Here is a 25,171-nt window from a genome sequence, read left to right as displayed (position 1 = left end):
GTACAACCTAGAATGCGTGGCCGGCATCGTCTGGGGAGAGGGCTTCGATGCCCAGTTCACGGGCGGCTTTCTCAATGGAACCGGTTTGTGCGACCAGTGCCATGATTGCTTCGTTCACGACTCTGGCACCGGCCTGATTGCCAGGAGCAATCATCATGTCAAAAGGCATCGGGCTCTGGTTGCTTTCAGCCTCGCTCTTCACGACGCCCAGGGCCATCATCGAAGCGTCCAGTTGGGAATTCAGGCGCGCGTCCAGTTCTGGGTTGGCTTTCTCGACCAGATCAGAAAGCGAAGGGCCGGTGACCAGTGTTCCGTCCACTCGACGGTAGGTGCCGGTGTAGACATTCTGGATGCCCTGGCCGTTATAAAAGTGGGAGTTGTGGGTGTTATCGCTGAAGCAGTCATGCTCGTCCTCGTAGGAGTTGGCCTCCAGTGCGACTTTCATGCGCTCACCGGCCAATTCACCCAGTGACAGTGAACCCATGCCGAACAGCATCTTCTGCACACCCTTGTCGGCGCTGGCTTTAACCAGTTCAGTGCGGTAGTTGCCTTCATTGCCGGGGGCCCACTGGGCGACCATCCATTCAAGATCGCTTACCAGTAGGTCGGTCACCGCGTCCAGGTACTCGCCCCGGCGCTCGCAGTTGCCATGGGTGCAGTCCTGACCAATGGCATAGTCGGTTACCGGGCGTTCACCAGCTCCGCTTTCGAAACCGTGCAGGTCCTGACCCCACAGCAGAAACTCGACTGCGTGGTAGCCGGTTGCAACGTTAGCTTCAGAACCGCCCACCTCGTTCAGGCTTGCCAGCAGTTGCGGCGTCAGCGTTGACACGTCCAGCGACTGGCCGCCGACGTTTACCTCATTGCTGGCAATGATATTGGCGGTTGCGCCGCTGTTGCCCAGTTCGTATTGGTAGTTGTCGTTCCTGACGTAATCGATCAGCCCTTCGTCCAGCGGCCAGGCGTTCATCTGACCTTCCCAATCGTCTACGATGGCGTTGCCAAAACGGAAAACTTCTGTCTGTTGGTAAGGCATGCGCGCAGCAAGCCAGGCTTCTTTGGCGGCCTTCAGATTTGCTTCGGTAGGGTTGGCGATCAGGCGATCAGTTGCTTTGTCCAGAGCGCGGGCGGTGATCAGTGCGTCCTCGTAGTTAGCGTGAGCCAGGTCGGCGTAGTGTTTGACAACCGTTTCGGCGGTTGCCGGCTCGCTGGCCTGGTTGGTCCATGGCGCGTTTGCGCAACCGGTCAGGACAGTTGCGGCGACCAAGGCCAGGGAGGTAGGGCTAAGCAGGCGTTCCATTGCGTTCTCCGTTTTTTGGTAAACTATAATAATAATATTTCTCATTTGCATTGTTAAACAAAGGCCGATCGTTTTCAAGAACGAACGCCGGAAACTTGTCGCCCGTAGCGCTTGCCTATTTCCCTGACCTCGGGCCCAATAGCCGCCGGTTCAGTAGGGTTGGCCAAGGGAGTCGGAAAATGCTGAGTTATCTTCATGCCTTTCATGCCGGAAACTTTGCGGATGTCCAGAAGCACACTGCACTGGTTCTGGCGTTGCGTATGATGCAGGCCAAGCGCGCAGCGATTGCCTGCTTCGACACCCACGCCGGCAGTGCCCGCTATAACCTGGAAGACGAGCGGGCCCGTAAAACGGCTGAGGCCGACAAGGGAATACAGGCGGTGTGGCAGCAACGGGCCAGGCTGGACTCAGACGACTGGATTGGATTGCTGCAGCCCCTTTCAAAAGATGAGGTCAATAACCGATTGACGGGTTACCCGGGGTCCCCGGCGCTGATCCGGCATTATCTGCGGGAGCAGGATCGGCTGTTCGCCTGGGAGCTTCACCCGACAGAAGGGCGTTCACTGGCAGACTGGGCAGCCTCCGACCCTCGGATCAAGGCGATGCAGGGCGATGGCCTTGCGGGCCTGATCCGGACTCTGCCGCCATCCCAGCCCCGCTTGCTGGCGTTGATCGACCCTTCCTATGAGGTCAAAACGGATTACGAGGAAGTCGCCCGGACCCTTGTCAATGCGTGGAAGGCCTGCCGCCACGGGGTTTTCATGATCTGGTATCCGCTTTTGCCCGGGGCGCCTCACACGAAGCTGCATCAGATGGTGCGCGACAGCCCGCTTCGAAAGGTGTATTGCCACGAGATCCATCGGCAGCAGTTGCCAGAAAGGGGAATGACTGGGTCTGGCCTGATGGTGGTCAACCCGCCCTGGGGTTTTGATCAACGACTGAGCCAAATGATGAATGATGTTGCTGGCACTGACGCGCTGGGAATTTCCGTGTTCGACCAATGGTTGATACCGGAGTAATGGCAATCCGCTGAGTGTCCGGGCCCATCATGCTAGGCTGCTCTGGCAATGAATGAACCCTCAATCGATCAAGGAAGCAACTGTGGCAAACCAGAAACAGGCGATGTTATACGGGCTGGCAACGGTGCTGCTGTGGTCCACCGTTGCGACGGCGTTCAAATTGTCCCTGGGTGCGCTATCACCGGTTCAAATGCTGCTCATCGCCTGCACCGCCTCCATTTTGGTCATGGGCGTGATACTGGTGATTCTTGGGCGCTGGCATCTGGTTTTCGAGCTGTCCCGCCGGCAATATCTGCAGTCCATGGGTATGGGTCTGATCAACCCGTGCCTATATTACTTTCTGTTGTTCGGCGCCTTCGACCGGCTGCCTGCACAGGAGGCACAGCCCCTGAACTACACCTGGGCGCTGGTGCTGGCCTATCTGTCAGTGCCCTTTCTGAAGCAGCGCCTGCGGATGCTGGATATTATCGCCGGGCTGGTCTGCTACAGCGGTGTGGTGGTCATTGCGACCCGGGGCGATGTGCTGTCGTTGACCTTTTCGGACCCGTTGGGCGTGGCTCTGGCCATTGGCAGTACGCTGGTCTGGGCGTCTTACTGGATCATTGCCACCCGCGACGAACGGGATCCGATCGTCGGTCTGTTCCTGAATTTCCTCTGCGGTCTGCCAGTGATTGCGGTGATATGCGGAGTTACCGATGGTTTCGATTTCAGTCTGAATGTCAGTCTGGCGGCGGCTGTTTACGTGGGTGTGTTTGAGATGGGCATAGCCTTCGTGCTCTGGTCCTTCGCCATGAAAAAAGCTGAAAACACCTCGCGAGTGAGCAATCTGATTTTTATCTCGCCTTTCCTGTCGCTGATATTTATCTACTTCATTCTGGGCGAGGTCATTATGCCGTCCACCTATGTCGGGCTGGTGCTCATCATTGCCGGCCTCTGGATCCAGCAACTCAAAGCCATCCGAACCATGAAAGCCGCGCAGCAATGAGCCGGTGGTTTGTCTATCTGGTCAGAACGGCCGGGGGCGCACTGTATACCGGCATTACCGTGGATGTAGAGCGCCGGTTTGCCGAGCATCAGGCCGGCGCACCCAAAGGCGCTCGAAGTCTGCGCGGGAAAGGCCCTCTGAAGCTGGAGTTCTGGGCGGAAGCGGGAGACCGTGCCACGGCCTCCCGCCTGGAGTGGGCCATCAAACAATGGCCCCGAGACCGGAAAGAAGCGCTGATCAGGGGTGAGCAGTGTCTTCCTCAATGTGCTGATGCTGACGAATGAATTCGCCGGCTTCGTCCAGGGCCGCGGTGGCCCGGTTCAACTGACCGGCATGAACCTGGAAGACGTGCCAGAGGCTGTTGAAGATATCCAGCCTTGTCTCGACACCGTCCCGTTTCGCCGCATCCGCCAGGCGCTGGGAATCATTCATCAGGATTTCCTCACTGCCCACCTGGATCAGCATGGGTGGTAACCCGGAGAGATCGCCGTGAATCGGGGAAACCAGAGGATTGGATCTGCTTTCCGCGCCGCAGTATAGGTGGGCCGCTTTGTCGATCCACCGCCGGCTCAGCAGCGGCTCTTCTTCCGGCGAATAGAGATGATCGTTGGACAGGTCAATCCAGGGTGAAAACAGGGTCAGCGAGGCGGGCAACGGAATGCCCTTGTCCCTTAGCCGGATGGCCAGCGCGACCGCCAGGCCACCACCGGCCGAGTCCCCCGCAAACGAAATAGCCGCCGGCGGATGTCCCTCGTCAAGCAACGCCCGATAGAGGTTTTCAGCATCGTCCAAAGCCGCGGGAAAGGGATGTTCGGGCGCGAGCCGGTAGTCCGGAACAATCAGCATGGTGCCACTGGATTTTGCCAGGTGACCGGTCAGGCCGCGATGGGTTTTGGGCGATCCGCAGATATAGCCTCCGCCGTGGAAGTAGATAACGACCCCCCGGGGCTCTTCCGAATAGCTCACGCGGGTCAGCGGCAGGCCGTCCGCCTCAATGTTCTGAAAGTGACATCCCCGGGGCGGAATGGATGTCAGATAAGCCTTGCTGATCAACTGGCGCTGAAGCCTGACTGGAATCGCCGGGTTCAGCAGCGGGCTTACAACCCACCGCATAGTCTGGCGCAGGGAAAATTCCAAAGCGGTTTGATTCATCAGGTGGTCCGTTTGTGCTTGGTGATTGTGCTAACCTTACTGCCAGTTAGCGGGACTGGTCTTTACCAATCTTTTACTCTCTTTCGACAGGCGTTTAACTCTACGTGTACTGGAAAACAGATACCATAGAAATACCGGGTTGGGAACGCGCCGCGCTTCTGGAAAAGGTGATTCGGTTTGCGCCGGATCGCCATGACGAGTTGGGCGAGGACATGGTGGCTTACTGCCGGTTTTATGGCCTGGATCTCTGGGTTGAATACCCGGAAGTGGAGTACCACCAGGGCTATGTTGATGCAGAAAGCCACCGGGTAATGGTTCACTATTTCCGGTTGCCGGACAGTGAGGGCAGAGCCAACAAGGGGACGGTGTTCGTTTTCCATGGTTACTTTGACCATGTCGGGTTGTACGGGCAGCTGATTGAGCGGTGCCTGGGAGAGGGTTACGACGTGCTGGCCTACGACCAGCCCGGTCACGGTCTCTCCAGCGGGACGCCCGCGGCCATTGGCAGTTTTCTGGAATACCAGGCGGTGTTGTCGGATGTAGTGGAAAATGTCCGTGGCAAGATTCGCGGGCCCTGGTTTGCGGTGGGCCAGAGTACCGGAGGAGCGATTCTGATCGATTATCTTCTCAGCAATCAGCACACCCGGGAATCCTCTGATTTCAAGCGAGTGGTGTTGCTGGCACCGCTGGTGCGCCCTGCAGGTTGGCTGGGGGCCAAAGTGTTGCACAGTATGATGAAGCCGTTTGTGTCTCGCTGGCGCCGGGCGTTTGCCACCAACAGCAGCGACTCCCGTTTTCTGGAGTTTCTGAGAGAACACGACCCGCTGCAGGCGCGAGCGGTGCACGTGGATTGGGTGAGTGCCCTGCGGCAATGGGTACCCCATATTGAGGCGGCCCGGCCGGTGGACTTCCCGATTACGGTGGTTCAGGGGCAGAAGGATAAAACGGTGGACTGGCCCCACAATTTACGGATTATCCGGAACAAATTCTCCCCGGTGGAGGAACTTCTGATTCCGGACGGGCGTCATCATCTTGTGAATGAAGCCAAAGATTTGCAGGCAGCGGTGTTTAACGCCATTGTCGACACATTTGACCAGAATTTTGACGGGCCTCTGTCAGAGGCCTGCTAACCCACCCGATATCGGGAGAATGCTGTGAAGAAAACTATCCTTGCGCTCGCTTTGTCCACCCTTACCCTGGGTGGCTGCATGACGTATGACCCGTATACCGGTGAAAAGGAAACCTCCAAAGCTACCATGGGCAGTGTTATTGGTGCCATTGGCGGTGCTGCAGTCGGTGCCGCCACTTCCAGCAAGAGCGACCGTGGTAAGGGCGCCCTCATCGGTGCCGCCTCCGGTGCCGCCATCGGTGGTGGTATCGGCTACTACATGGACCGGCAGGAAGCCCAGTTGCGCCAGAAGCTTCAGGGTTCCGGTGTCCAGGTTGTCCGTAACGGCGACAAGATCGAGCTGGTGATGCCGGGCAATATCACGTTCAACCTGAACGAATCCTCTATTCAGCCGTCCTTCAAGGGTACCCTCGAGTCAGTGGCGTTGGTGCTGAAAGAATTCGACAGGACCATGATCCGGATTGAAGGCCATACTGATAGCACCGGTTCACAGGACTATAACCAGTTGCTGAGTGAACAGCGTGCCGGTTCTGTCCGGGATTTCCTTCTCAGTCAGGACATCAGCCCCTCCCGCACGAACGCGGTAGGTTATGGCGAGCGGTATCCGATTGCCAGCAATGATACCCCCGCGGGACGTGAACAGAACCGTCGGGTTGAGTTGACGCTGGTGCCGATGCAACAGCAGTAAAAAGCAGAGACAGTTGCAATAAAAAGGCCCGGTTCCGCGTTTCGGCGGTTCCGGGCCTTTTGTTTTCCTGGATACGGGCTGTTTATCAGAACAGCACGCGGCAGCGAATTGTGCCTTTGACCTGAAGCAGTTTCTTCAGGGCCAACTCGCCGTATTCCTTGTTCACGTCCACAACCACGTAACCAATATCCTCTTTGGTTTGCAGGTACTGGCCGCAGATGTTGATGCCGTTCTCGGAGAATACCTGGTTGATTTCCGACAGCACGCCCGGCACGTTCTCGTGGATGTGCAGCAGACGATGCTGGTTCGGGTGCGATGGCAGCGCCACTTCCGGGAAGTTCACCGACGACACTGAGGTGCCGTTGTCGCTGTACATGGCCAGCTTCTCGGCTACTTCCCGCCCGATGTTTTCCTGGGCTTCAATGGTAGAGCCACCCACGTGGGGAGTCAGAATCACGTTATCGAATTCACGCAGCGGCGAAATGAACTCCTCGTCGTTGGACTTTGGCTCGACCGGGAATACGTCGATAGCAGCACCCAGCAGCTTGCCGCTTTGCAGGGCGTCAGCCAGGGCGTCGATATCCACCACGGTGCCACGTGAGGCGTTCATCAGAATGCTGCCCGGTTTCATCTGGGCGAACTGCTCTGCCTTGAACATATAGCGGGTCGAGGGAGTCTCCGGCACATGCAGGCTGACTACGTCGCAGGTATTGAGTAGCTCCTGAAGGGTTCCGACCTGGGTGGCGTTGCCGATAGACAGCTTCGAAACCACATCGTAGAAGTACACGTCCATGCCCAGGCCTTCGGCCAGAACACTGAACTGGGTGCCGATGTTGCCGTAGCCGATGATGCCCAGCTTCTTGCCACGGATCTCATAGCTGTCTTTTGCAGATTTCAGCCACTCGCCACGATGCGCCTTGGCGTTTTTCTCGGGTACACCCCGAAGCAAAAGAATCGCCTGGGCGAGAACCAGTTCGGCCACACTGCGCGTATTGGAAAAAGGCGCATTGAAAACCGCGATGCCCCGGCGGGTGGCGGCTTTCAGGTCCACCTGGTTGGTGCCAATGCAGAAACAGCCCACGGCGACCAACTTCTGGGCCGCGTCGAATACCTTTTCGGTCAGTTGGGTACGCGAGCGGATGCCGACAAAATGTGCGTCTGCAATTTTGCTCATCAGTTCGTCTTCGGCCAGCGAATGCGACAGGTATTCAATATTCGTATAGCCTGCGGCGTTAAGGGTATCAATCGCGGACTGGTGTACCCCTTCAAGCAGCAGGATGCGGATTTTGCTCTTTTCAAGAGACGTGTTTGCCATGGGCTAGATTCCGAACCTTTCGTCATTGAATTCGTCATTGAACATGACCTGTGAGCGGCGCTGACGGCGGCCAGGCTCACAGAACAGGGGCGGTATGATACCATAGCTCAAACATTTTACAGCGCGTCCTGACCAACCTTTTGTGAGACTGCAATTCCATGAATTCTGAACAGATTATCGCCACTCTGAAATCCTTGATGGAAGAGGGTCCTGCTCAGGGCAGGGTTCTGACCGACCCCGCCGATCTGGATACCTACGGCAAGGACTGGACCAAAATCTATCCACCAAAGCCGGTTGCCATTGTGCTGCCGAAGACCACAGAGCAGGTGCAGGCGCTTGTCAGATTTGCCAATGAGAACCAGGTTGCGCTGGTACCCTCGGGAGGTCGCACCGGGCTAAGCGCTGGCGCCGTGGCTGCCAATGGTGAGGTGGTGGTGGCGTTCGACAACATGAATCAGATTCTGGATTTCAGCGCCAGCGACCGTACGGTTCGCTGCCAGGCGGGTGTCGTCACCGAACAGCTCCAGCGGTTTGCCGAAGACAATGACCTGTATTACCCGGTGGACTTTGCCTCGGCCGGCTCCAGCCAGTTGGGTGGCAACCTGTCCACCAACGCCGGTGGTATCAAGGTGATTCGCTACGGTATGAGCCGCGACTGGGTGGCAGGGCTGAAGGTCGTTACCGGCAAGGGCGAGATTCTGGACCTGAACAAGGATCTGGCGAAGAACAACACTGGCTACGATCTGCGCCATTTATTCATTGGCGCCGAGGGCACGCTCGGATTCATCACCGAAGCCACCATGAAGCTCTCCCGCCAGCCGGAGAACCTTACGGTGTTGGTGCTGGGGCTGGGTGATCTGACCAACACCATGGATGTACTACAGACTTTCCAGAAGAAAATTGACCTGACCGCCTACGAGTTCTTCTCCCATCAGGCCATGGGCCACGTATTGGCTCACGGCCAGGTTCAGGCGCCCTTTGAAACCGAGGCGCCTTATTATGCCCTGCTGGAGTTCGAGTCCGTCTCCGACCAGGTGATGGACGATGCCATGGCGCTGTTCGAGCAGTGCATGGAAAATGGCTGGGTACTGGACGGCGTGATCAGCCAGAGTGAGACCCAGGCCCAGAACCTGTGGCAGCTGCGTGAGCGGATTTCCGAGTCCATCGCGCCCCGCACGCCGTATAAGAACGATATCTCCGTTGTGGTGTCCAAAGTACCGGGCTTCCTGCGGGAAATCGACGAGGTGGTCACGGAACACTATCCGGACTTCGAGATCATCTGGTTCGGCCACATCGGCGATGGCAATCTGCACCTGAATATCCTCAAGCCGGAAGACATGGCCAAAGAGGATTTCTTCGAGAAATGCCAGCAGGTGAACAAGTGGGTTTTCGAGATCGTGCAGCGCTATGAGGGCAGTGTGTCTGCCGAGCACGGCGTGGGCATGACCAAGAAGCCCTATCTGGAATACACCCGCAGTTCGGCTGAAATTGCCTACCTGAAGGGTATCAAGCAGGTCTTTGATCCGAAGGGGGTTATGAACCCCGGAAAGATCTTCGACTGATACCCCGGCAGGCGCCAGCGGTGCGGGCAGCAGGGTATCTGTCATGGTTGAACAGCTGTCATGTGAAGACGGCCACCGCTATCTGCTGACGCCCAACCGTTCCATGAGCTGGAAGGGCAATGTGCGAATATGGCTGGCCTTATGTGTGCTGTCAGCCATCATCGTGACTGGCTTCACTCTGGTAGGCGCCTGGGTCATCCTGCCTTTTGCCGGCCTGGAACTGGCGGCGTTGGCGGGCGGTTTCTACTACACCTCCCGGCAGTGTCAGAAGCAGGAAGTGCTTTTGTTAGGGCCTTCCACCATTCGCCTTGAAAAGGGCATGAATGAAAAGGAGGCCGAATGGGAAGTGCCCCGCGAGTTTTCCCGTGTCTGGCAGGACGAAGCAAGACACCCCTTCACGCCCCCAAAGCTCCATCTGCAGTTCCGCGACGAGGAAATATCCGTCGGCGCCTTTCTCAATATTGAAGATACCCAGGCACTCATTGCGATCCTCCAACGATATGGCATCCTGATCCAGAAGCGGAAGAAACCTGAAACCCGCTGGTTCTGAAAACCCGGTTCTGACAAATCGGTACTGACAAAAACAGGGCATATCATGAAAGATCACATTGTGGTTCTGACCGGCGCTGGCATGAGCGCCGAAAGCGGCCTGTCCACCTTTCGGGATAATGGCGGACTTTGGGAGCAGTACAGCGTTTACGATGTAGCCACGCCGGAGGCCTTCGAACGCAACCAGGAGCTGGTTTTGCGATTTTACAACGAGCGGCGCCGCCAGCTTGAGAACGCAAAGCCGAACCGCGGGCATCAGTTGCTGGCGGAGCTCGAGAAAGACTATCAGGTGACCGTGATCACACAGAACGTGGACGACCTCCACGAGCGGGGCGGGTCATCAAAGGTGATTCACCTTCATGGCGAGCTGACCAAGGCCCGCAGCTCCCTTCATAACGACCTGATCTATGACATTGGCTACCGGGACATCCAACCGGGCGATACCTGTGATCGGGGCAGCCAGCTGCGGCCGCATGTGGTCTGGTTTGGCGAGGAGGTGCCCATGCTGGACGCAGCGACAGAGGTCGTTAAGACCGCTGACCAGTTGCTGATCATCGGTACCTCACTGCAGGTCTATCCCGCTGCCAGCCTGGCCTATGAAGTGGATATGAGTGTACCCATCACCGTGATTGATCCAGATGCGCCAAGCTCGCTGGTGCGGGCACGGGTGATTCGTAAAGGCGCCGGTGAGGGTGTGGCAGAGTGGATGAAAAATATGCCCAAATCCTGGAGCATCTGATCGCTAATGCCTGATGAATGCCGTGAACTGGATCACGGCAATTGACGGTCAGTAGCCTACCATGGGGGTCGTTACAAACCGCAAAACGCTGCAAAATAAAAACACATTGCTTTGCTCACCAGTGAGGATTCCAGGGAAGTCGGTGACGGAAAGCGAGGAAAGGGAAAACCCGGGTATGAAGGGCCTGACTTCTTTACATTATGCTGTTGCGTTGGCAACGTTCATGCCCCTGGCAGCGACAGCAGAATTTACTCCGATGACGGATTCTTCCATGCGGTCGACGGTGGGGCAGGCCGGTGTCACCATTGACCTCTCTGCCATCGTGACCGTTCGCGAGATTGCCTACGAAGATCAGGGTTTCGTCATTATCGAGAACCTGGGTATCGGTGGTGCCGGCCCGATTCAATCGGCATTGGGGCAGGCGGTCACGGGTGGCAACAGTCTGGATAATCTCAGGATGACCATCGACATCGCCGGTCCCGGCGGTTCAGACCTTGCGGCGCCCTGGGGGCTTGAGAAATTCAACAGCTCAGTCTGGACTGCCTCTCCCGATAACCAGGGTGATCATGGCGAAGTGGCCGTTCCCATCACAGATGGCGATATGGTTATCGGGCTGGGGGCGCAGAACCAGAACGAGCTCGTTGATTTCGGCCTGAGCATTGATCGGGTCGGACTCAGAAAGAGCGGTCCAATTCCGCCCGCCACACAAAGTCCGCAGATCATTATGGATAATGTCCTGCTGACTGGTGTTTTGGGTCCAACGGACATCGTCGTGGATGCGGATTCTGACAACATCAACATCAACTCTTACTTCAGCCTCGATGGCTCCCTCCGCACGGACCTGTATGTGCCGATTCTTCTCGACTGGCAGGAAGTCGGATTTGATTTCCGCATGCACAATGAGCGCGGCGAGGATGTGCTGAAGTACACCAACAGTGCCGGGGAAGTCGTATCTTTTGCGCACCTGCAAGCCGATATCGGCGCCTCAACCGGCCCTGTTGAGGGATTGCGGGTGAACCTCACCGACCTGTCTGGCGACCTGGACACCACCAACATCACCTTCGCTGACGGGCCCTCCATTGGCAGCGTCTACTGGACAGACGTCCAGATCAGCGCGGACCTGAATATTTACGGGCACTGATTCAGTTTACTCGGCTACACTCTAATCACGCTCAAACGGGCGTGCCCTTTGCTGTTTGCAGGGCCAACAGGGTCTGACCTTCAGGGAGTTGTTTGCCATGAGTATTGTCAAGGAATTCAAGGAGTTCGCGGTAAAGGGTAACGTCATGGACATGGCGGTGGGTATCATCATCGGTGTTGCATTCGGCAAGATCGTTTCGTCGTTTGTGGCTGATGTAATGATGCCGCCGATTGGCTTACTGATTGGAGGTGTCGACTTCTCCAATCTCGTTGTTACGCTAAAAGCGGCGGAGGAGGGCGTAGAGGCAGTTGTTCTTCGTTATGGCGTCTTCATTCAGTCCGTGTTCGATTTCGTGATTGTCGCTTTTGCAGTATTCATCGCTGTCAGGGCACTGAACACCATGCGGAAAAAAGAAGCCGAAACTCCAGCCGCTCCGCCGGCGCCGTCAGCGCAGGAACAGTTATTGATGGAAATCCGGGACCTGCTTAAACATAAGGCTGATTAACCAGCGGATTCCGCGCCGGGGTGGGTCTAACCTTAGCCCGGCGTTTTCCTGAGGTATTCATCGAGTTCCTTCCGGAACGCTGCCTGAACCCCCAGCCGTTTCATCATCCAGTAATGTCCCGCAATCATCCGGTCGATGAATATGCTCTCCACTGGCGGCTTGAAATAGTCCAGGTATTTGAACACCGTCGTCGTCTTCGCGGCGACGTCTTTGTGAAGTTCTGAATGGGCGAAGTCGTAGGGCGTATCGCCTTCAAATGGCTTGATCAGAATATCCCGCCACATGGCGTAATAGGCCTCATCCACCGCCGGCTGTGATTCCACTCGGGCGCCCAGGTCAATCAGGTGTCTGTCCAGGGCGGCGTAGTCTTTTTCCAGTGCCGATACCAGGGCATTCCGGTAGGCCTCGATGATTTCCGGTTTCAGCTTCTTCACGCAGCCAAAGTCATAAAGAATAACAGTGCCGTCAGGCCGGTAGGCAAAGTTGCCAGCGTGAGGGTCTCCGTGAATGCACTGATAGCGGAATAGTTGGTCGGCCATCATGGTGAATATGCGGTGACCAATCAGGTTGATGGTGTCCTGGCTGTACTTTTCCGGGGTGATCTGGCTGATATGGTCGCCTTCCACCAGTTCCATGGTCAGGACCCGCCGTGACGAGTGGCTGCTGAAGACCTTCGGAATGACAATCCATTTGTCGTTCTTGTGAAAATCCCGGAACAGAGCAAGGTTGCGGGCCTCATTTTCGTAGTCGAGTTCTTCTTTGAGGCGCACCCGGATTTCACCGAACAGCTGATCCACGTGTTCTTTGGGCAGCCTGAGCAAGCCGCCCAGTTTCAGTGCCATGCGCAGCTGCTTGAGATCGCTGTCGCAGGATTCATCGACGCCGGGATACTGCACTTTAATGATGACATCGGTACCGTCTTTCAGTCTCGCCCGGTGAACCTGACCAATGCTGGCGGCGGCATAGGGCTGCTCCTGCAGGTAGTCAAACAGCTCTGAGACCGGCTTGCCCAGCTCATTTTCAATCTGGCCGACGATGACGTCGAAAGGCATGGGCGGCGCTTCTTTCTGAAGCCGCTGCAGGGCATCCGAAAATTCCTTGGGGAGGAAGTCCTGGGTCTGGGAGGCAATCTGCCCCACCTTCATTACAGCGCCTTTCATTTCACCCAGGGTGTTGGCAATCTGGTCCGCCATGCGCGTATAGCTTTCCGAACGGGCACCCTCGTTGTCTTCTTCGCTGCGGAATATACGACGGGCCCGCTGGCCTGCGTATTGACTGGCCACAGAGGCTGTCATACCAGCGAGTTTGAAGAATCGGCCTCTACGGGTTGTGACGGGTTTTTTGCTCATGCCGGATATACGTGCTCGGGGACGGTTGGACCAGAAATGTTCGGGCGCGTTCAGGTGTCTGAGGCATTCACCACATGAGTCTCTACAAACAGCGCCTGATCAAGCTCCAGGGACAATGTCTGGCCCGCTTGAAGTGGCCCAACTCCGCTGGGTGTGCCAGTGAGGATGACATCCCCGGGCAGCAATGTGAAGTGGCTGCTCATGTGGGCAATCAGAGGCACGATCTGGTTGAGCATTTCCCGGGTATCGCCGGACTGCTGGCGCTGATGGTTAATGTCCAGCGTGAAAGTCTGGTGATCCCGGGGTAATTGGTCGACGGGCACAAAGGGTGACAGCGGGCAGGCGCCGTCAAAAGATTTGGCCCGCTCCCAGGGGTGGCCTTTCTTTTTAAGTTCCGACTGGAGATCGCGATAGGTCAGATCCAGCGCCAGGCCGTAACCCAGAATCGCCGCTTCGGCCTCGCTGGCCGACGCGTTGGTCAGTGGCCTTCCGATCAGCACCGCAAGCTCGGTTTCAAAGTGCACGGAGCCTTTGTCAGTGACCAGGGCGATCGGGCGGGTCAGATGAACGGCGGAGGTGGCGGGCTTGATAAACAGCAACGGCTCATCCGGCACCGGGTTGTTCAGTTCCCTGGCGTGTTCGGCGTAGTTGCGCCCGACACAGACAATTTTCCCGAGTGGAAGATTGACGGGCATGCCGTCTTTCCAGTGGTGCTGATAGTCCGTCACGTTGTGTCCTCAGTCGCCTTCAAATGAGCACACAGTATAGACGGCCAGCCCCTCATCCTGCAGCTTCTTTGAGCCCCCCAGGTCTGGCAGGTCGATCATGGCTGCCACTTCCACGATTTCCGCGCCGATGCGACGGATCAGGCGTGTTGCGGCCAGCATGGTGCCGCCGGTGGCGATTAGATCGTCCACCAGAACGACCTTGTCGCCCGGTTTAAAAGCGTCTTTATGGAGTTCCACGGACGCGGTGCCGTATTCCAGCTCGTAGTCCTCCACCAGGGTGTCAAAAGGCAGCTTACCTTTCTTGCGGATCAGCACCAGTGACGCGTTCAGTTCATAGGCCAATGCCGAGCCAATGATGAAACCACGGGCATCAACGGCGGCAACCGCATCAATGCTCTGGCCGTGATACCGGTGAACGAAGGCATCAATCAGCTTCCTGAACGCGGTGCGATCCTGCAGTACCGTGGTGATGTCCCGGAAGGCCACGCCGGGCTTGGGCCAGTCTGGCACCGTGCGGATGGCTTTCTTGATGCTGTCGGAAAAATAATCCATAGGGTCTCCGGGGGATAGTGGCTCAGGCCGCGTCCAGGAAGATGAATTTCAGTATGAAAATAATCGCAATGGTCACCACACTGGGGTTCAGATCCGACCAGCGTCCGCTCAGTGCCTTCAGAATCGCATAGGTGATAAAGCCCAGGGCAATGCCATTCGCAATTGAGAAAGTCAGCGGCATCATCAGAGCGGTCACAACCGCCGGTGCCGCGTCGGTGATGTCATCCCAGTTCACCAGTTTGAGGCCGCTGGCCATGAGTACCGCAACATAGAGAAGGGCGGGCGCTGTGGCGTAGGCCGGGATGATCTTGGCAATCGGCGACAGCAGAAGGCACGCCAGGAACAGGGCGGCGACGACAACGGCGGTCAACCCGGTACGGCCACCGGCGGAAATACCCGCTGTGGATTCGATATAGCTGGTGGTGGTCGATGTACCCAGGGCCGCACCGGACATGGTGGCCACGGAGTCAGACATCAGTGCCCGCCCCAGTCGGGGCAGCTTGCCGTCCTTATCCAGCAGGCCACCGCGCTGTGCGGCGCCGATGAGGGTGCCGGAGGTGTCAAAAAGATCGACAAACAGGAAGGCAAAAATGACACTGATCATGCCCACGTTGAACGCCCCGGCCAGATCCAGCTGCATAAAGGTCGGTGCCAGACTCGGGGGCGCTGAAACAAACCCGTTGTATTCCACCATGCCCAGCATCATGGCAATGCCGGTGACCGCCAGAATGCCAATCATCACCGCGCCGGTGATCTGTCGGAACGAGAGGGCGCAGATCACCACGAAGCCACCGAAGAACAGCAGGCTCTCGGCCACCTTGATTTCGCCCAGGCCCACCAGCGTGGCGGGGTTATCCACCACAATGCCCGCGTTCTTGAGTGCAATCAGCGCGAGGAAAAAGCCGATACCTGCTGATATACCGAACCGCAGGGACATGGGAATGCTGTTGATGATCCATTCCCGAATTTTAAAAATGCTGAGCAGGAAGAAGATGAACCCTGAAATAAAGACTGCACCCAGAGCCACCTGCCAGCTATAACCCATGCTGCCCACTACGGTGAACGAGAAAAAGGCGTTCAGGCCCATTCCCGGAGCCAGGGCGATGGGGTAGTTGGCCCAGAACCCCATAATCAGGGTGCCGATGGTGGCGGCCAGACAGGTTGCGACAAAGACCGCCCCGAAATCCATACCGGTGTTGGACAGAATGGCCGGGTTCACCACAATGATGTAGGCCATGGTAAGAAAGGTTGTGATGCCCGCAACGATTTCTTTGCGGACGGTGGTGCCATGGGCCTGAAGCTTGAAGAGTTGTTCGAGCATGACGGGTGCCTGCCTCGTTGCTGCCGGGTGAGTCGCGCCCGCTGTTGGCGGAGCAATGAACGAAACGCCGCATTCTACCGGCTGGGGTGGATCAGGCCAAGACTGTCGGCATAGGCGCGGTGTCGAAAAGTTTGACATCTTTGTGATTCGAAGCGGTGGCTTTGATAGGAGAGGGTGGAGTTTTTTTATGAATTACATGCATTTAAAATGCGTTGATGCATTTTGGTGCGGTAATTGCTAAGGACATAGGGCGCAGCAAGCCGCTGGATGGAAGCTGCGATGTGTTGCAAAAAGAGACGTACCAGCGGCATACCAAAACATGGAAATTGGAGTTCCAAACGATGAAAAAACTCACTTCTTTGGCAGTGGCAGCCGGGCTTGTCCTGTCCGCATCTCAGGCAAACGCCTATATCCTGTTCTTCGGAGAGGATGTAAACAACTCAGAATCCACCCCGCTTGCTTCAGTGCCGAACTCATCTGGCGCTGAATCGAATTTCCTGGCTAACTTGTCAGGGACGGGTACGGAAGATTTCGAAAGCTACCCTGCGGGAGCAGGTGAGCCTTTGAATCTCACGTTCCCGGGCGCCGGAACTGCAACCCTGAGTGGCGGCAATGGTGAGATTGAATCAGTGACTCCCGGTGACGCCACAGCAGGCCGTTATAGTGTGCCGTCTGCAGGCTCTTCCAAGTTCTGGGAAGTTCGCGCAGGCGGGTCCGGCAATTTCGCCGTTAACTTCACGGATTCCATTGCTGCCTTCGGGTTCTATGGTGTCGACATCGGTGATTTCGGTGGCCAGCTAAAGCTCGGACTGTCAAATGGAGACGAGCTTACGGTCAATAACAGTCAGGGCTCTGGTGGCTCCACCGGAGGATCGGTGCTTTTCTTTGGTCTGATCGCCGAGAACGCCGCTGAGGAGTTCACCAGCGTTGACTTCCTGACCACCGGAAGCTCGGATGTGTTCGCTTTTGACAACTTCACGATTGGCAAGCGGGAGCAGGTTGTCGTTCCAAACCCCGTACCAGAGCCGGGCACACTTGCTCTGTTGGGCCTGGGTCTTGCTGGCCTTGGTCTCTCACGTCGCAAGCGCGTGAGCTGATCTGGAACATCTGTAGTTGAGAGAAACGGGCCCCGAGTCTTTCGGTGGCCCGTTTTTTATGCCTTTCTCGCTGGCCTCCTAAGACCTTACCCGACATCCTACTGTGATCCGTTCGAGCTATTTCGGCCGTATCTTAATCTCTTTGTGAAAATCCCGTAACACAGTTGTGTTGGCGAATTTGCTGACCTTAGGAGCATGTTCCATGTCTTTAATCCGCCTGGCTTATGCCAGTGAAGCCACGTTCAATGAGAAGCCGGCCGAACAGGGCGTCGAGCCCAACGTTGCTCGTATATTGATGACGTCCCGCAAGAATAATGCGAAAACCCACATAGTGGGGGGGCTTTACTACGGAGACGGTTGTTTTTTCCAGTACCTGGAGGGTGAAGAAGACGCGGTTCGCGAGCTGTACGATCGTATAGCCAATGACGAACGCCACCGCAACGTGACGACTCTGGTGGAAGAGCCGCTTTCTGCCCGGACCTTTACCAATTGGTCGATGAAATACGTACCGCTTTCCTCAGACGTTCAGAAGTTTCTGGACCGGAACGGAATGAAGTCTTTCCAGCCCCTGAGCTTCACCCGCCCTTTGTGTGAGGACATGATTCAGCTGATACGCGATTCCAGCGAGCAGGGTCGAGTGATAAACCACCAGGATCTGGCATCCTCACGTTCAAGGGCTTCTTCAGGTGTCAGTGGTGTTGGAATCGGGCTGGTCGTAGCGGCTCTGGCCATCGTCGGTGCCCTGGTTTATGCGAGTACGACGTTCTGAAGAAGGTCAGCACCGTCAATAAAAGCGACTAATGTTTCGAGATAAGATTTGTTCATTTGATTCATGGCGTGACACTGTTTAGCTTCAGCGTGATTAGCAACTATCCTTATCTTCTTCTGCTAACCAAATGCTGATAAACGGAGCACACCATGAGAGCGATTCTCTGCAAGGAATATGGCCCTGCCGGTAAACTGGTGATCGAGGATATTCCCAGCCCTGAAGTGAAAGGGCGGGGCGTGAAGGTGAAAGTGAAGGCTGCCGGCCTGAACTTTCCCGATACCCTGATCATCGAAGGCAAGTATCAGCTCAAACCTACTATGCCGTTTTCCCCGGGCGGGGAAATGTCCGGGGAAGTCATTGAGGTTGGGGAGAAAGTTACCCGCTTCAAGCCGGGTGACCGTGTGGCGGGCCTGACCGGTTACGGTGCCTTTGCCGAAGAGGTGATCGTTCCGGAGCAGAATATCCTGCCGATTCCGGACGCCATGTCCGACGAGAAAGCCGCTGCGTTTTCCATGGTTTACGGCACCTCCTATTACGCTCTGAAGCAACGCGCCAACATTCAACCCGGTGAAACCCTTCTTGTGCTGGGCGCCAGCGGCGGCGTTGGCTTGGCTACCATTGAGCTGGGCAAGGCCATGGGTGCCAAGGTAATTGCCGCAGCCAGCACGGCGGAAAAACTGGCCGTGGCAAAAGAAGCTGGCGCGGACGAACTGATCAACTACTCGGAAGAGCCGTTGAAAGAAGCGGTGAAGAAGCTGACCAACAGCAAGGGTGTCGATGTCATTTACGACCCGGTCGGCGGTGAATTTACCGAGCAGGCGTTGCGGGCGATGGCCTGGAACGGCCGCCACCTGATCATCGGTTTTGCCGCCGGCGACATCCCTCAGATCCCGGCTAACCTGACCCTTCTGAAGGGCTGTTCCGTGGTTGGCGTATTCTGGGGCAGCTTCACCCAGCGAGAGCCGGAAAACAGCGCCAAAAACATGATGGAGCTGCTACAGATGTTTGCCGAGGGCAAAATCGATCCGAAAATCAGCCAGGTGTTCGAGTTTGAGGAATACGAGAAGGCTCTTGGGGCGCTTACTGGTCGTACGGCTACTGGCAAGATTGTGCTGAAGGTTGGCGGCTGAAGTTTGTCCTTTTGCCTGGGATCGTAGCCTGGTTAGTTTGGTGCAGAGCACCGATGGGAACCCTCGCCCAAAAAACGCTACAAGCTCATCCATGAGCGCTTGGGCTCCGCCATCCATGGCTCCGCACATTTTTGGTCGAGGGTTCCCACCGGCGCTAACTCACTAACGGGATATCGCTTGCGATTACTGAACTGCTGGCGAGCCAGGCCTGCCCGACTTGGCGTTAACACCAAAAAATTCAGGCTGGGAAATGAGGTTAAAGCCCAATCTCCCCAGCATCGATCTGCCCCAGAAGCTTCTCGGTCAGCTGAATATACCCCTCACAACCCGGCAAGTGGGCATAAACCTGGTCACCGGGCTTTTCGATGGAATACCCAAGCTTCTGAATATCGACCTTGCGATACTTGAACGTGCCGGTTTTCTCGATGGCATCGGTCACGCGGACGAACACCGGAATGGCGTAAGGCGGCAGGTTCTCCTGCAGGTAGCTCAGCAACCTGTCCGGATCGAATTCATTGATATCAGCTTGCGGCACCAGGGTCACCATGCCGGCTTTGCCGTTCGTGCCGGGGATTTCCACGCCGTAGACGATGGCTTCTTCCGCCAGGCCCGAGCCGTCGATGATGTTTTCCACTTCGTTGGTGGATACGTTTTCGCCTTTCCAGCGGAAGGTATCACCCATGCGGTCGACGAACTGCAGGTGGCCGCAGCCTATGTTTTTCAGCACGTCGCCGGTGTTGAACCACTCATCGCCTTTCTTGAAAGCATCCCGGAGGATGGACTTTTCCGTGGCCTCTTTCTGGGTGTAGCCCTCAAATGACCAGACCTTGGTGATCTCTCCGATCAGCAGACCCGGTCGGCCTTTTGGCACTTCCTTCATGAAGCCTTTCTCGTCCCGCACCGGATCACGGGTGCCGTCGTGGAATTCCACCAGTTTGTAGGGGGCGGTGGAGAAACCGACGGTGTTGTTCATGTTGAAAAAATTGCTGAACCCGATGTTGCCCTCGCTGGAAGCATACAGTTCCGCCACCGTGTCGATTCCGAAGCGGGATTTGAACTCGTGCCAGATGGACGGACGCAGGCCGTTGCCGATCATTTTGGTAAGAGTGTGATGCCGGTCTTTTTCCGACCGGGGCTGGTTCAGCAAATAGCGGCAGAGCTCGCCCACATAGCCGAAGGTGGTGGCGCGGTAATAGCGAACGTCTTTCCAGAACTCGCTGGCCGAGAACTTCCGTCGCAGCGCGATCGACGAGCCGCCGGCCAGCACCGATCCCCAACACACCAGCAGGGCGGTGCCGTGGTAGAGGGGCAGCGTGCAGTAAAGAACATCCTCCGGTTCCATGGCCAGGGACATCAGCCCGAAGCCACCATACGCCTTAACGAACTTGCGATGGGACCCGGGCGCGGCTTTGGGCAGGCCGGTCGTGCCCGAGGTGAACAGGTAGACGGCGGTGTCGCCCATGGTAGGCGGGTTGCTGACAGCGGGGGCGTCACTGCGATGAGCGCTGACGCCCGCGGCCATATTGGTGTAACCATCCGGCGCATCGCCGAATTCGTTCAGGGTGTTCGCGTCCGCCAGGAACTGAAAAGGGCGTGGGTGGTCGGTGTCGATGGCACCGCGAACCTCATCAAATGTACCGGCCAGTTCTTCACCGACCACAACCAGCTTTGGCTGGATCAGATTAATGCTGTGGGTCAGTACCTTGCCTTTCTGGGAGGTATTCAGCATGGCGCAGGCCACGCCGATTTTCGCAGCGCCGGCAACCACTGCCAGCAGTTCCGGGCGGTTCTCCAGGAACACTGCAATGGCGTCGCCTTTTTTCAGGCCTTCGGCCGTCAGGTAACGGGCGAACTGATTGGCCCAGCCATCGAACTCGCGCCAGGTCAGGCTGCGATCTTCGTACAGAATGGCCGGGCGATGGCCGAAGGCCCGTGCATTGCGTTCGATCAGAGTGCCCAGGGTCAGCGGCTTATGGGGAGCCTTGGCGGCGTAATAATAGAGGCCCTTGGCAATGCTGGGAAAGCGTCGGGCAATGCCGGGCAAACTTCGAACAAGGTCGCGGGCCGTGACGGTATCCTGGGTCATCTGGTCATCCCTTTTTGGCTAATCCAGAAACAGGTCTGGCATCAGCGGTTTGTCGCCGGGCTGATAGCGGTAGCCTTCGAAATCGGTCACGCCATCGGCTCTCAGCAGGTCTTCATCAATCAGTGTTTGGCCGGTCATCTGCTCCGCGTTGCGGCCAAGAATGCTGACCGTCGCATCCGCCATGATGTCCGGATTGCGGCCCTGGGCCATCATTTTCGGGCCGCCTACTTCAAATTCGATGGCGGCAGTGGCAATCAGGGTCTTCGGCCACAGGGTATTCACGGCAATGCCGTAGCGGCTGAATTCCTCTGCCATGCCCAGGCTGAGCATGGTCATGCCGTATTTTGTGGTGGTGTAGGGGCCGTACTGGGCGAACCATTTGGTGTTCAGGTTCAGGGGCGGCGCCAGGCTCAGTATGTGGGCATGGTCTGATTCCTTCAGCCAGGGCAGAACGGCCTGGCTGCAGACGAATACCGCCCGGGCGTTGACCTGGTGCATTAGGTCATAACGGCTTGGTTTCAGGCCTTCCACGCCGGACAGGCGAATGGCACCGGCATTGTTGATCAGGGCATCAATTCCCCCGAAATGTTCGCCGGCCTCGTCGACGCAGGCTTTTACCCGGTCTTCGTCGCGCACATCCAGCACTAGTGGCAGGGCCTGCCCGCCGGCTTCGCGAATTTCATCGGCGACGCTGTGGATGGTCCCGGGCAGCTTGGGATGGGGCTTGTCGGATTTGGCCGCAATCACCACATTGGCGCCTTGGCGGGCGCATGCAAGGGCAATGGCGCGGCCAATGCCGCGGCTGCCGCCTGTTATAAACACGGTTCGATTGGTCAGGTCGCTCATTGTTCGGTGTCCTCCGCAGTGTCGTCGGCGGTAATTTCCGCCAGTAACTGGTTGCGTTTCACCTGGTCGCCTTTGACAGCCGGCAGGCTGGCCAGAGTACCGTCGCGGTCAGCCTTGACCGGGTGTTCCATTTTCATGGCCTCCAGAATCACCAGCGTATCACCCTGTTTTACGGTCTGTCCCTGCTTCACCAGCACATCAATCAGTGCGCCGTCCATGGTGGCTTTTATCTGGCCGGTGCCGCCTGCGGCGTTGGCGTTGGCAGGCTGATGGGTCAGGTCCTGCAGCGCCAGGGTCTGGCCGAACGCCTGCAAATATAGATGATCCCCCTGACGGTGATATTGGCAAACCTGACGCGCGCCCCTGTCGATGATGCATGCCCGCCCGTTTGCGGCCGACACAAGCGTGAGCTCGTACTGGTCTTCGCCGGCGGTCACGGTAATTTCGTGGCCCCGGGTGCGCACCAGCACACTGAGGGTCTGCTCGCCGGTGGCCAGTGTCATGGGTGTGACGGTCGCCGGCGCGTTGCTCCAGGCGTGCTGCTGATCCATGCCCTGGCTGAACAGGCTGGCGGCCAGTGCCAGTTCACGGATGCCAATATCCGCAGGCGCCATGGAGGGGTCATTGTTGAACTCTGATTGCAGAAACGCGGTGGTCGCCTCGCCCCTGCCAAAGGCGTCATCGGCAATGATGCGGGCAAGGAAGCGCTGATTGGTGTTGGTGCCGAATACGACGGTATCCTCCAGCGCTTTGATCAGCCGGCGGCGGGCTTCGTTCCGGTTCTTGCCCCAGGCGATGACTTTGGCCAGCATGGGGTCGTAGTGGGGTGTGATGTCATCGCCCGCGCGCACACCACTGTCAAACCGGATGCCTTCGCCTTCGGCCGGATTGAACCGGTGCAGGGTGCCGGTTTGGGGGGTAAAGTTTCGCGCCGGGTCTTCCGCGTAGAGCCGGACTTCGATGGCGTGACCATTGAGAACAACCTCTTCCTGGCTCAGGGGCAGGGTCTCACCCTCGGCGACGGCCAACTGCCAGGCCACAAGGTCCTGCCCAGTGATCATTTCGGTGACCGGGTGTTCCACTTGCAGTCGGGTGTTCATTTCCAGGAAATAGAAGTTCCGATCTTTGTCCACCAGAAATTCCACCGTGCCCGCGCCTTCGTACTGGCAGGCCAGGGCGGCCTTGACGGCGGCTTCGCCCATGGCTTTGCGCAATTCGGGTGTCATGAAAGGTGAGGGGGCTTCTTCCACCACTTTCTGGTGGCGGCGCTGAATGGAACAGTCCCGTTCACCCAGGTAGACGGCGTTGCCGTGGCGGTCGGCGAACACCTGGATTTCGATATGGCGTGGCTCGATGACGGCCTTTTCCAGTATCAGCTCGTCGTCGCCGAAGGCCTGTTTGGACTCGGAGCGGGCGCGTTTCAGGTTGTCTGCCAGGTCAGCCTCGGCCTCTACCAGGCGCATGCCGCGGCCGCCACCACCGGCGGAGGCCTTGATCATCAGGGGGTAGCCGATGGTTTTGGCGGCTTCGATCAGTTCGTCGTCGCGGGCGTTGTCCCCTTCAAAACCGGGCACCACGGGAACGCCGGCTTCCTGCATGGCAATTTTGGAGCGGCGTTTGCTGCCCATGAGTTCGATGGCCGCTTCCGGCGGGCCGACAAATACAAGCCCGGCGTCTTTGCAGGCGCGGGCGAAGCCGGAGTTCTCGGACAGGAAGCCGTAGCCGGGGTGAACGCAGTCGGCGCCGGTTTTTTTCGCGGCTTCGAGTATGGCTTCGGCATTCAGATAGGAAGCACTGACCTGCGCCGGGCCGATGCAAACGGCTTCATCGGCCAGTTCCACATGCAGGGCGCGGGCGTCGGCTTCCGAGAAAACCGCGACCGTTCGGTATCCCAGTGATTTGGCCGTGCGGATGATACGGACAGCGATCTCACCGCGGTTGGCTATGAGCAGTTTTTTTAGCATTGTTCTGATCTCTTGTTTTGTGCCTGTCCGCGCTTTCGGCGGGGGCTGTCTCCAGAAAACCGCTACAAGCACCCCTTCGGGGTCCAGCCAGCAATCACAGATTGCTGTCGTTCGGCTGTCGCATGAAGCTTTGCTTTATAAGCGCTCGGCCGAACCCGTGTGCGCTTATCTCCGGCCATCCATGGCCTACGAAATTTTCTGGAGACAGCCCCCGCCGAAAGCGCTCCCGCATTTCTTTGAGTTTGCCTGCAAAACGGTCGCGGCTATGTTGAAGTCTGGCGAGTTGAGGTGGAATGGCTTTCAGGAAATGTGCGGAGCCATGGATGGCGGAGCCCAAGCGCCCATGGATGGGCTTGTAGCGTTTTCCTGAAAGCCATTCCACCTCAACTTGCTCCACCGAAATTCAATCGCCTGGCTGAGCCCAACTCGGCGGCCGCTTTTGCATAAACGCCATTGTTCCCTCCGAGCCTTCGCTGCTTCGGATGGCCGCTGCAAACTTCACTCCCGCACTGTCCAGCAGGTCGCCCATGTCCTCTTTCCCAGCTCGAAGTAACAGTGATTTTGTCTCGGCTGTGGCGTTTGGTGCGCACTGGCGGATCCGGTCCAGGGCCTTGCCCAGCATGTCCTCTAACTCTTCGTCAGAGCCAGCGGCCTGGTGAACGATGCCGAGGTTGCAGGCTTCTCCGGCATCAATCCGCAAACCCAGCAGCGCCAGACGACGTGTTTGGGTGAGGCCGATGCGTTCCACCACAAACGGCGCGATCTGGGCGGGGATGATGCCGAGTGTGGTTTCCGGCATGCCGAATTTCGCAGTTGGGCCCGCGATGGCAACATCGGACACACAGGCCAGGCCGAAACCGCCGCCCATCACTGAGCCTTCAATAACGGCAACGACCACTTTCGAGGATTCATTTACCTGCTGGATCATCTGCCCGAAGGCCCGGTTGAGCTTGTAGAAGGGATCGTCCTTGGCTTCCCCGGCTTCCTGGTTACGGGCGCCGGCCATATCCTTGATGTCGCCGCCCGCGCAGAAGTGACCGCCGGCGCCGCGAATGACGACGGCACGGATGCTGGCGTCCTGTTCAATCTGGGAGAACACCGCCGACAGCTCCGCCACCATTTCCAGGCTCATGGCATTGCGCACGTCCGGGCGGTTGATGGTCAGATGCAGGGTCGGGCCGTGCTTCTCGACCAGAAGTGTTTCGCACTGAGAGAATGATTCCATGAAAGCGATCTCCTATGAAT

Annotated in this window: 24 protein-coding genes; 13 read left to right on the top strand and 11 right to left on the bottom strand. The window is 57.4% G+C overall.

What is annotated here, in order from left to right:
• Nucleotides 1–7 precede the first annotated feature (7 nt).
• Nucleotides 8–1,300: an imelysin family protein gene (locus FPL19_RS01730; RefSeq protein ID WP_150910009.1), complete on the bottom strand. Its 1,293-nt coding sequence runs from the start codon at nt 1,298–1,300 to the stop codon at nt 8–10.
• A gap of 179 nt (nt 1,301–1,479) precedes the next feature.
• On the opposite strand from FPL19_RS01730, the gene FPL19_RS01725 reads away from it, so the two are divergent.
• From FPL19_RS01725 to FPL19_RS01715, 3 genes are all read left to right on the top strand, one after another.
• Nucleotides 1,480–2,319 carry a 23S rRNA (adenine(2030)-N(6))-methyltransferase RlmJ gene (locus FPL19_RS01725; protein WP_150910007.1) on the top strand — a complete coding sequence of 280 codons (840 nt, stop codon included), beginning with the start codon at nt 1,480–1,482 and terminating at the stop codon, nt 2,317–2,319.
• An 82-nt stretch (nt 2,320–2,401) separates the two neighbouring features.
• Entirely contained in the window at nt 2,402–3,304 is a 903-nt protein-coding gene (locus FPL19_RS01720) for a DMT family transporter (protein ID WP_150910006.1), read from the top strand.
• Nucleotides 3,301–3,588, top strand: coding sequence for a GIY-YIG nuclease family protein (locus FPL19_RS01715; protein WP_150910004.1), 288 nt, complete (start codon nt 3,301–3,303; stop codon nt 3,586–3,588). The genes FPL19_RS01720 and FPL19_RS01715 overlap by 4 nt, the downstream gene beginning before the upstream one ends.
• Here FPL19_RS01715 and FPL19_RS01710 read toward each other — a convergent pair.
• A complete protein-coding gene (locus tag FPL19_RS01710; RefSeq protein WP_150910002.1) occupies nt 3,542–4,456 on the bottom strand; it encodes an alpha/beta hydrolase in 915 nt (304 codons plus the stop codon). The two genes, FPL19_RS01715 and FPL19_RS01710, sit on opposite strands and share 47 nt — an antisense overlap.
• 104 nt (nt 4,457–4,560) lie before the next feature.
• On the opposite strand from FPL19_RS01710, the gene FPL19_RS01705 reads away from it, so the two are divergent.
• Both FPL19_RS01705 and FPL19_RS01700 read left to right on the top strand, forming a co-directional pair.
• A complete protein-coding gene (locus FPL19_RS01705) occupies nt 4,561–5,586 on the top strand; it encodes an alpha/beta hydrolase (RefSeq protein ID WP_150910000.1) in 1,026 nt (341 codons plus the stop codon).
• A gap of 24 nt (nt 5,587–5,610) precedes the next feature.
• The gene (locus FPL19_RS01700; RefSeq protein ID WP_150909998.1) at nt 5,611–6,273 is read left to right on the top strand and encodes an OmpA family protein; all 663 of its coding nucleotides are present in this window, start codon (nt 5,611–5,613) and stop codon (nt 6,271–6,273) included.
• An 85-nt stretch (nt 6,274–6,358) separates the two neighbouring features.
• Here FPL19_RS01700 and serA read toward each other — a convergent pair whose 3' ends face one another.
• Complete coding sequence (serA, locus tag FPL19_RS01695) at nt 6,359–7,588, bottom strand: phosphoglycerate dehydrogenase (RefSeq protein ID WP_150909996.1); 1,230 nt, start codon at nt 7,586–7,588, stop codon at nt 6,359–6,361.
• A 158-nt stretch (nt 7,589–7,746) separates the two neighbouring features.
• Here serA and FPL19_RS01690 point away from each other — a divergent pair, with 158 nt between their 5' ends.
• The 5 genes from FPL19_RS01690 to mscL all read left to right on the top strand — a co-directional run bounded on the left by FPL19_RS01690 (nt 7,747) and on the right by mscL (nt 12,084).
• Entirely contained in the window at nt 7,747–9,150 is a 1,404-nt protein-coding gene (locus FPL19_RS01690) for an FAD-binding oxidoreductase (RefSeq protein WP_150909994.1), read from the top strand.
• Nucleotides 9,151–9,193: 43 nt separating this feature from the next.
• A complete protein-coding gene (locus FPL19_RS01685; RefSeq protein ID WP_150909992.1) occupies nt 9,194–9,700 on the top strand; it encodes a DUF2244 domain-containing protein in 507 nt (168 codons plus the stop codon).
• A gap of 45 nt (nt 9,701–9,745) precedes the next feature.
• Nucleotides 9,746–10,438, top strand: coding sequence for an SIR2 family NAD-dependent protein deacylase (locus FPL19_RS01680; protein ID WP_150909990.1), 693 nt, complete (start codon nt 9,746–9,748; stop codon nt 10,436–10,438).
• 61 nt (nt 10,439–10,499) lie between these two features.
• Nucleotides 10,500–11,579, top strand: coding sequence for a DUF6160 family protein (locus FPL19_RS01675; RefSeq protein WP_318527379.1), 1,080 nt, complete (start codon nt 10,500–10,502; stop codon nt 11,577–11,579).
• 97 nt (nt 11,580–11,676) lie between these two features.
• On the top strand, nt 11,677–12,084 hold the full coding sequence (mscL, locus tag FPL19_RS01670; protein ID WP_150909986.1) for a large-conductance mechanosensitive channel protein MscL: 408 nt from the start codon (nt 11,677–11,679) through the stop codon (nt 12,082–12,084).
• Nucleotides 12,085–12,116: 32 nt separating this feature from the next.
• Here the strand turns inward: mscL and FPL19_RS01665 are convergent, their stop codons facing one another.
• Genes FPL19_RS01665 through FPL19_RS01650 form a run of 4 tightly spaced genes read right to left on the bottom strand, consistent with a single transcriptional unit; the run spans nt 12,117 to nt 16,034 of the window.
• Nucleotides 12,117–13,433 carry an ABC1 kinase family protein gene (locus FPL19_RS01665; RefSeq protein ID WP_150909984.1) on the bottom strand — a complete coding sequence of 439 codons (1,317 nt, stop codon included), beginning with the start codon at nt 13,431–13,433 and terminating at the stop codon, nt 12,117–12,119.
• A gap of 50 nt (nt 13,434–13,483) precedes the next feature.
• Nucleotides 13,484–14,161 (bottom strand): fumarylacetoacetate hydrolase family protein, encoded by a 678-nt coding sequence (locus FPL19_RS01660; protein ID WP_150909982.1) that lies wholly within the window; start codon nt 14,159–14,161, stop codon nt 13,484–13,486.
• 9 nt (nt 14,162–14,170) lie between these two features.
• Complete coding sequence (locus tag FPL19_RS01655; RefSeq protein WP_150909980.1) at nt 14,171–14,713, bottom strand: adenine phosphoribosyltransferase; 543 nt, start codon at nt 14,711–14,713, stop codon at nt 14,171–14,173.
• A gap of 22 nt (nt 14,714–14,735) precedes the next feature.
• Nucleotides 14,736–16,034: an NCS2 family permease gene (locus FPL19_RS01650; protein ID WP_150909978.1), complete on the bottom strand. Its 1,299-nt coding sequence runs from the start codon at nt 16,032–16,034 to the stop codon at nt 14,736–14,738.
• 215 nt (nt 16,035–16,249) lie between these two features.
• On the opposite strand from FPL19_RS01650, the gene FPL19_RS01645 reads away from it, so the two are divergent.
• The 3 genes from FPL19_RS01645 (at nt 16,250) to FPL19_RS01635 (ending at nt 19,030) form a co-directional block, all read left to right on the top strand.
• Nucleotides 16,250–17,131, top strand: coding sequence for a PEP-CTERM sorting domain-containing protein (locus FPL19_RS01645; RefSeq protein WP_225314254.1), 882 nt, complete (start codon nt 16,250–16,252; stop codon nt 17,129–17,131).
• Between the two features lie 202 nt (nt 17,132–17,333).
• Nucleotides 17,334–17,900 (top strand): BLUF domain-containing protein, encoded by a 567-nt coding sequence (locus tag FPL19_RS01640; protein WP_150909976.1) that lies wholly within the window; start codon nt 17,334–17,336, stop codon nt 17,898–17,900.
• A 149-nt stretch (nt 17,901–18,049) separates the two neighbouring features.
• A complete protein-coding gene (locus FPL19_RS01635) occupies nt 18,050–19,030 on the top strand; it encodes an NADPH:quinone oxidoreductase family protein (RefSeq protein ID WP_150909974.1) in 981 nt (326 codons plus the stop codon).
• 256 nt (nt 19,031–19,286) lie between these two features.
• Here FPL19_RS01635 and FPL19_RS01630 read toward each other — a convergent pair whose 3' ends face one another.
• The 4 genes from FPL19_RS01630 to FPL19_RS01615 all read right to left on the bottom strand — a co-directional run bounded on the left by FPL19_RS01630 (nt 19,287) and on the right by FPL19_RS01615 (nt 25,151).
• The gene (locus FPL19_RS01630; protein WP_150909973.1) at nt 19,287–21,116 is read right to left on the bottom strand and encodes a long-chain-acyl-CoA synthetase; all 1,830 of its coding nucleotides are present in this window, start codon (nt 21,114–21,116) and stop codon (nt 19,287–19,289) included.
• Nucleotides 21,117–21,134: 18 nt separating this feature from the next.
• Entirely contained in the window at nt 21,135–21,962 is an 828-nt protein-coding gene (locus FPL19_RS01625; protein ID WP_150909971.1) for an SDR family oxidoreductase, read from the bottom strand.
• The gene (locus FPL19_RS01620) at nt 21,959–23,926 is read right to left on the bottom strand and encodes an acetyl/propionyl/methylcrotonyl-CoA carboxylase subunit alpha (RefSeq protein WP_150909969.1); all 1,968 of its coding nucleotides are present in this window, start codon (nt 23,924–23,926) and stop codon (nt 21,959–21,961) included. Before FPL19_RS01620 ends, FPL19_RS01625 begins: the two co-directional genes overlap by 4 nt.
• Before the next feature lie 403 nt (nt 23,927–24,329).
• Nucleotides 24,330–25,151 (bottom strand): enoyl-CoA hydratase/isomerase family protein, encoded by an 822-nt coding sequence (locus FPL19_RS01615; protein ID WP_150909967.1) that lies wholly within the window; start codon nt 25,149–25,151, stop codon nt 24,330–24,332.
• Nucleotides 25,152–25,171 lie beyond the last annotated feature (20 nt).

It is taken from the genome of Marinobacter halotolerans, from assembly GCF_008795985.1.
Taxonomy (GTDB): domain Bacteria; phylum Pseudomonadota; class Gammaproteobacteria; order Pseudomonadales; family Oleiphilaceae; genus Marinobacter; species Marinobacter halotolerans.
Note: the sequence above shows the minus strand (reverse complement) of the source record. Positions and strands in the feature narration are given on the sequence as shown.

Excerpts from the sequence above, each read along its gene's own strand:
- FPL19_RS01665 (WP_150909984.1), bottom strand. The coding sequence starts at position 13,433 with ATGAGCAAAAAACCCGTCACAACCCGTAGAGGCCGATTCTTCAAACTC.
- FPL19_RS01615 (WP_150909967.1), bottom strand. The coding sequence starts at position 25,151 with ATGGAATCATTCTCTCAGTGCGAAACACTTCTGGTCGAGAAGCACGGC.
- serA (WP_150909996.1), bottom strand. The coding sequence starts at position 7,588 with ATGGCAAACACGTCTCTTGAAAAGAGCAAAATCCGCATCCTGCTGCTT.
- FPL19_RS01640 (WP_150909976.1), top strand. The coding sequence starts at position 17,334 with ATGTCTTTAATCCGCCTGGCTTATGCCAGTGAAGCCACGTTCAATGAG.
- FPL19_RS01710 (WP_150910002.1), bottom strand. The coding sequence starts at position 4,456 with ATGAATCAAACCGCTTTGGAATTTTCCCTGCGCCAGACTATGCGGTGG.
- FPL19_RS01730 (WP_150910009.1), bottom strand. The coding sequence starts at position 1,300 with ATGGAACGCCTGCTTAGCCCTACCTCCCTGGCCTTGGTCGCCGCAACT.
- FPL19_RS01675 (WP_318527379.1), top strand. The coding sequence starts at position 10,500 with ATGGGGGTCGTTACAAACCGCAAAACGCTGCAAAATAAAAACACATTG.
- FPL19_RS01635 (WP_150909974.1), top strand. The coding sequence starts at position 18,050 with ATGAGAGCGATTCTCTGCAAGGAATATGGCCCTGCCGGTAAACTGGTG.
- FPL19_RS01690 (WP_150909994.1), top strand. The coding sequence starts at position 7,747 with ATGAATTCTGAACAGATTATCGCCACTCTGAAATCCTTGATGGAAGAG.
- mscL (WP_150909986.1), top strand. The coding sequence starts at position 11,677 with ATGAGTATTGTCAAGGAATTCAAGGAGTTCGCGGTAAAGGGTAACGTC.
- FPL19_RS01680 (WP_150909990.1), top strand. The coding sequence starts at position 9,746 with ATGAAAGATCACATTGTGGTTCTGACCGGCGCTGGCATGAGCGCCGAA.
- FPL19_RS01685 (WP_150909992.1), top strand. The coding sequence starts at position 9,194 with ATGGTTGAACAGCTGTCATGTGAAGACGGCCACCGCTATCTGCTGACG.
- FPL19_RS01630 (WP_150909973.1), bottom strand. The coding sequence starts at position 21,116 with ATGACCCAGGATACCGTCACGGCCCGCGACCTTGTTCGAAGTTTGCCC.
- FPL19_RS01645 (WP_225314254.1), top strand. The coding sequence starts at position 16,250 with ATGCATTTTGGTGCGGTAATTGCTAAGGACATAGGGCGCAGCAAGCCG.
- FPL19_RS01725 (WP_150910007.1), top strand. The coding sequence starts at position 1,480 with ATGCTGAGTTATCTTCATGCCTTTCATGCCGGAAACTTTGCGGATGTC.
- FPL19_RS01655 (WP_150909980.1), bottom strand. The coding sequence starts at position 14,713 with ATGGATTATTTTTCCGACAGCATCAAGAAAGCCATCCGCACGGTGCCA.
- FPL19_RS01625 (WP_150909971.1), bottom strand. The coding sequence starts at position 21,962 with ATGAGCGACCTGACCAATCGAACCGTGTTTATAACAGGCGGCAGCCGC.
- FPL19_RS01620 (WP_150909969.1), bottom strand. The coding sequence starts at position 23,926 with ATGCTAAAAAAACTGCTCATAGCCAACCGCGGTGAGATCGCTGTCCGT.
- FPL19_RS01715 (WP_150910004.1), top strand. The coding sequence starts at position 3,301 with ATGAGCCGGTGGTTTGTCTATCTGGTCAGAACGGCCGGGGGCGCACTG.
- FPL19_RS01650 (WP_150909978.1), bottom strand. The coding sequence starts at position 16,034 with ATGCTCGAACAACTCTTCAAGCTTCAGGCCCATGGCACCACCGTCCGC.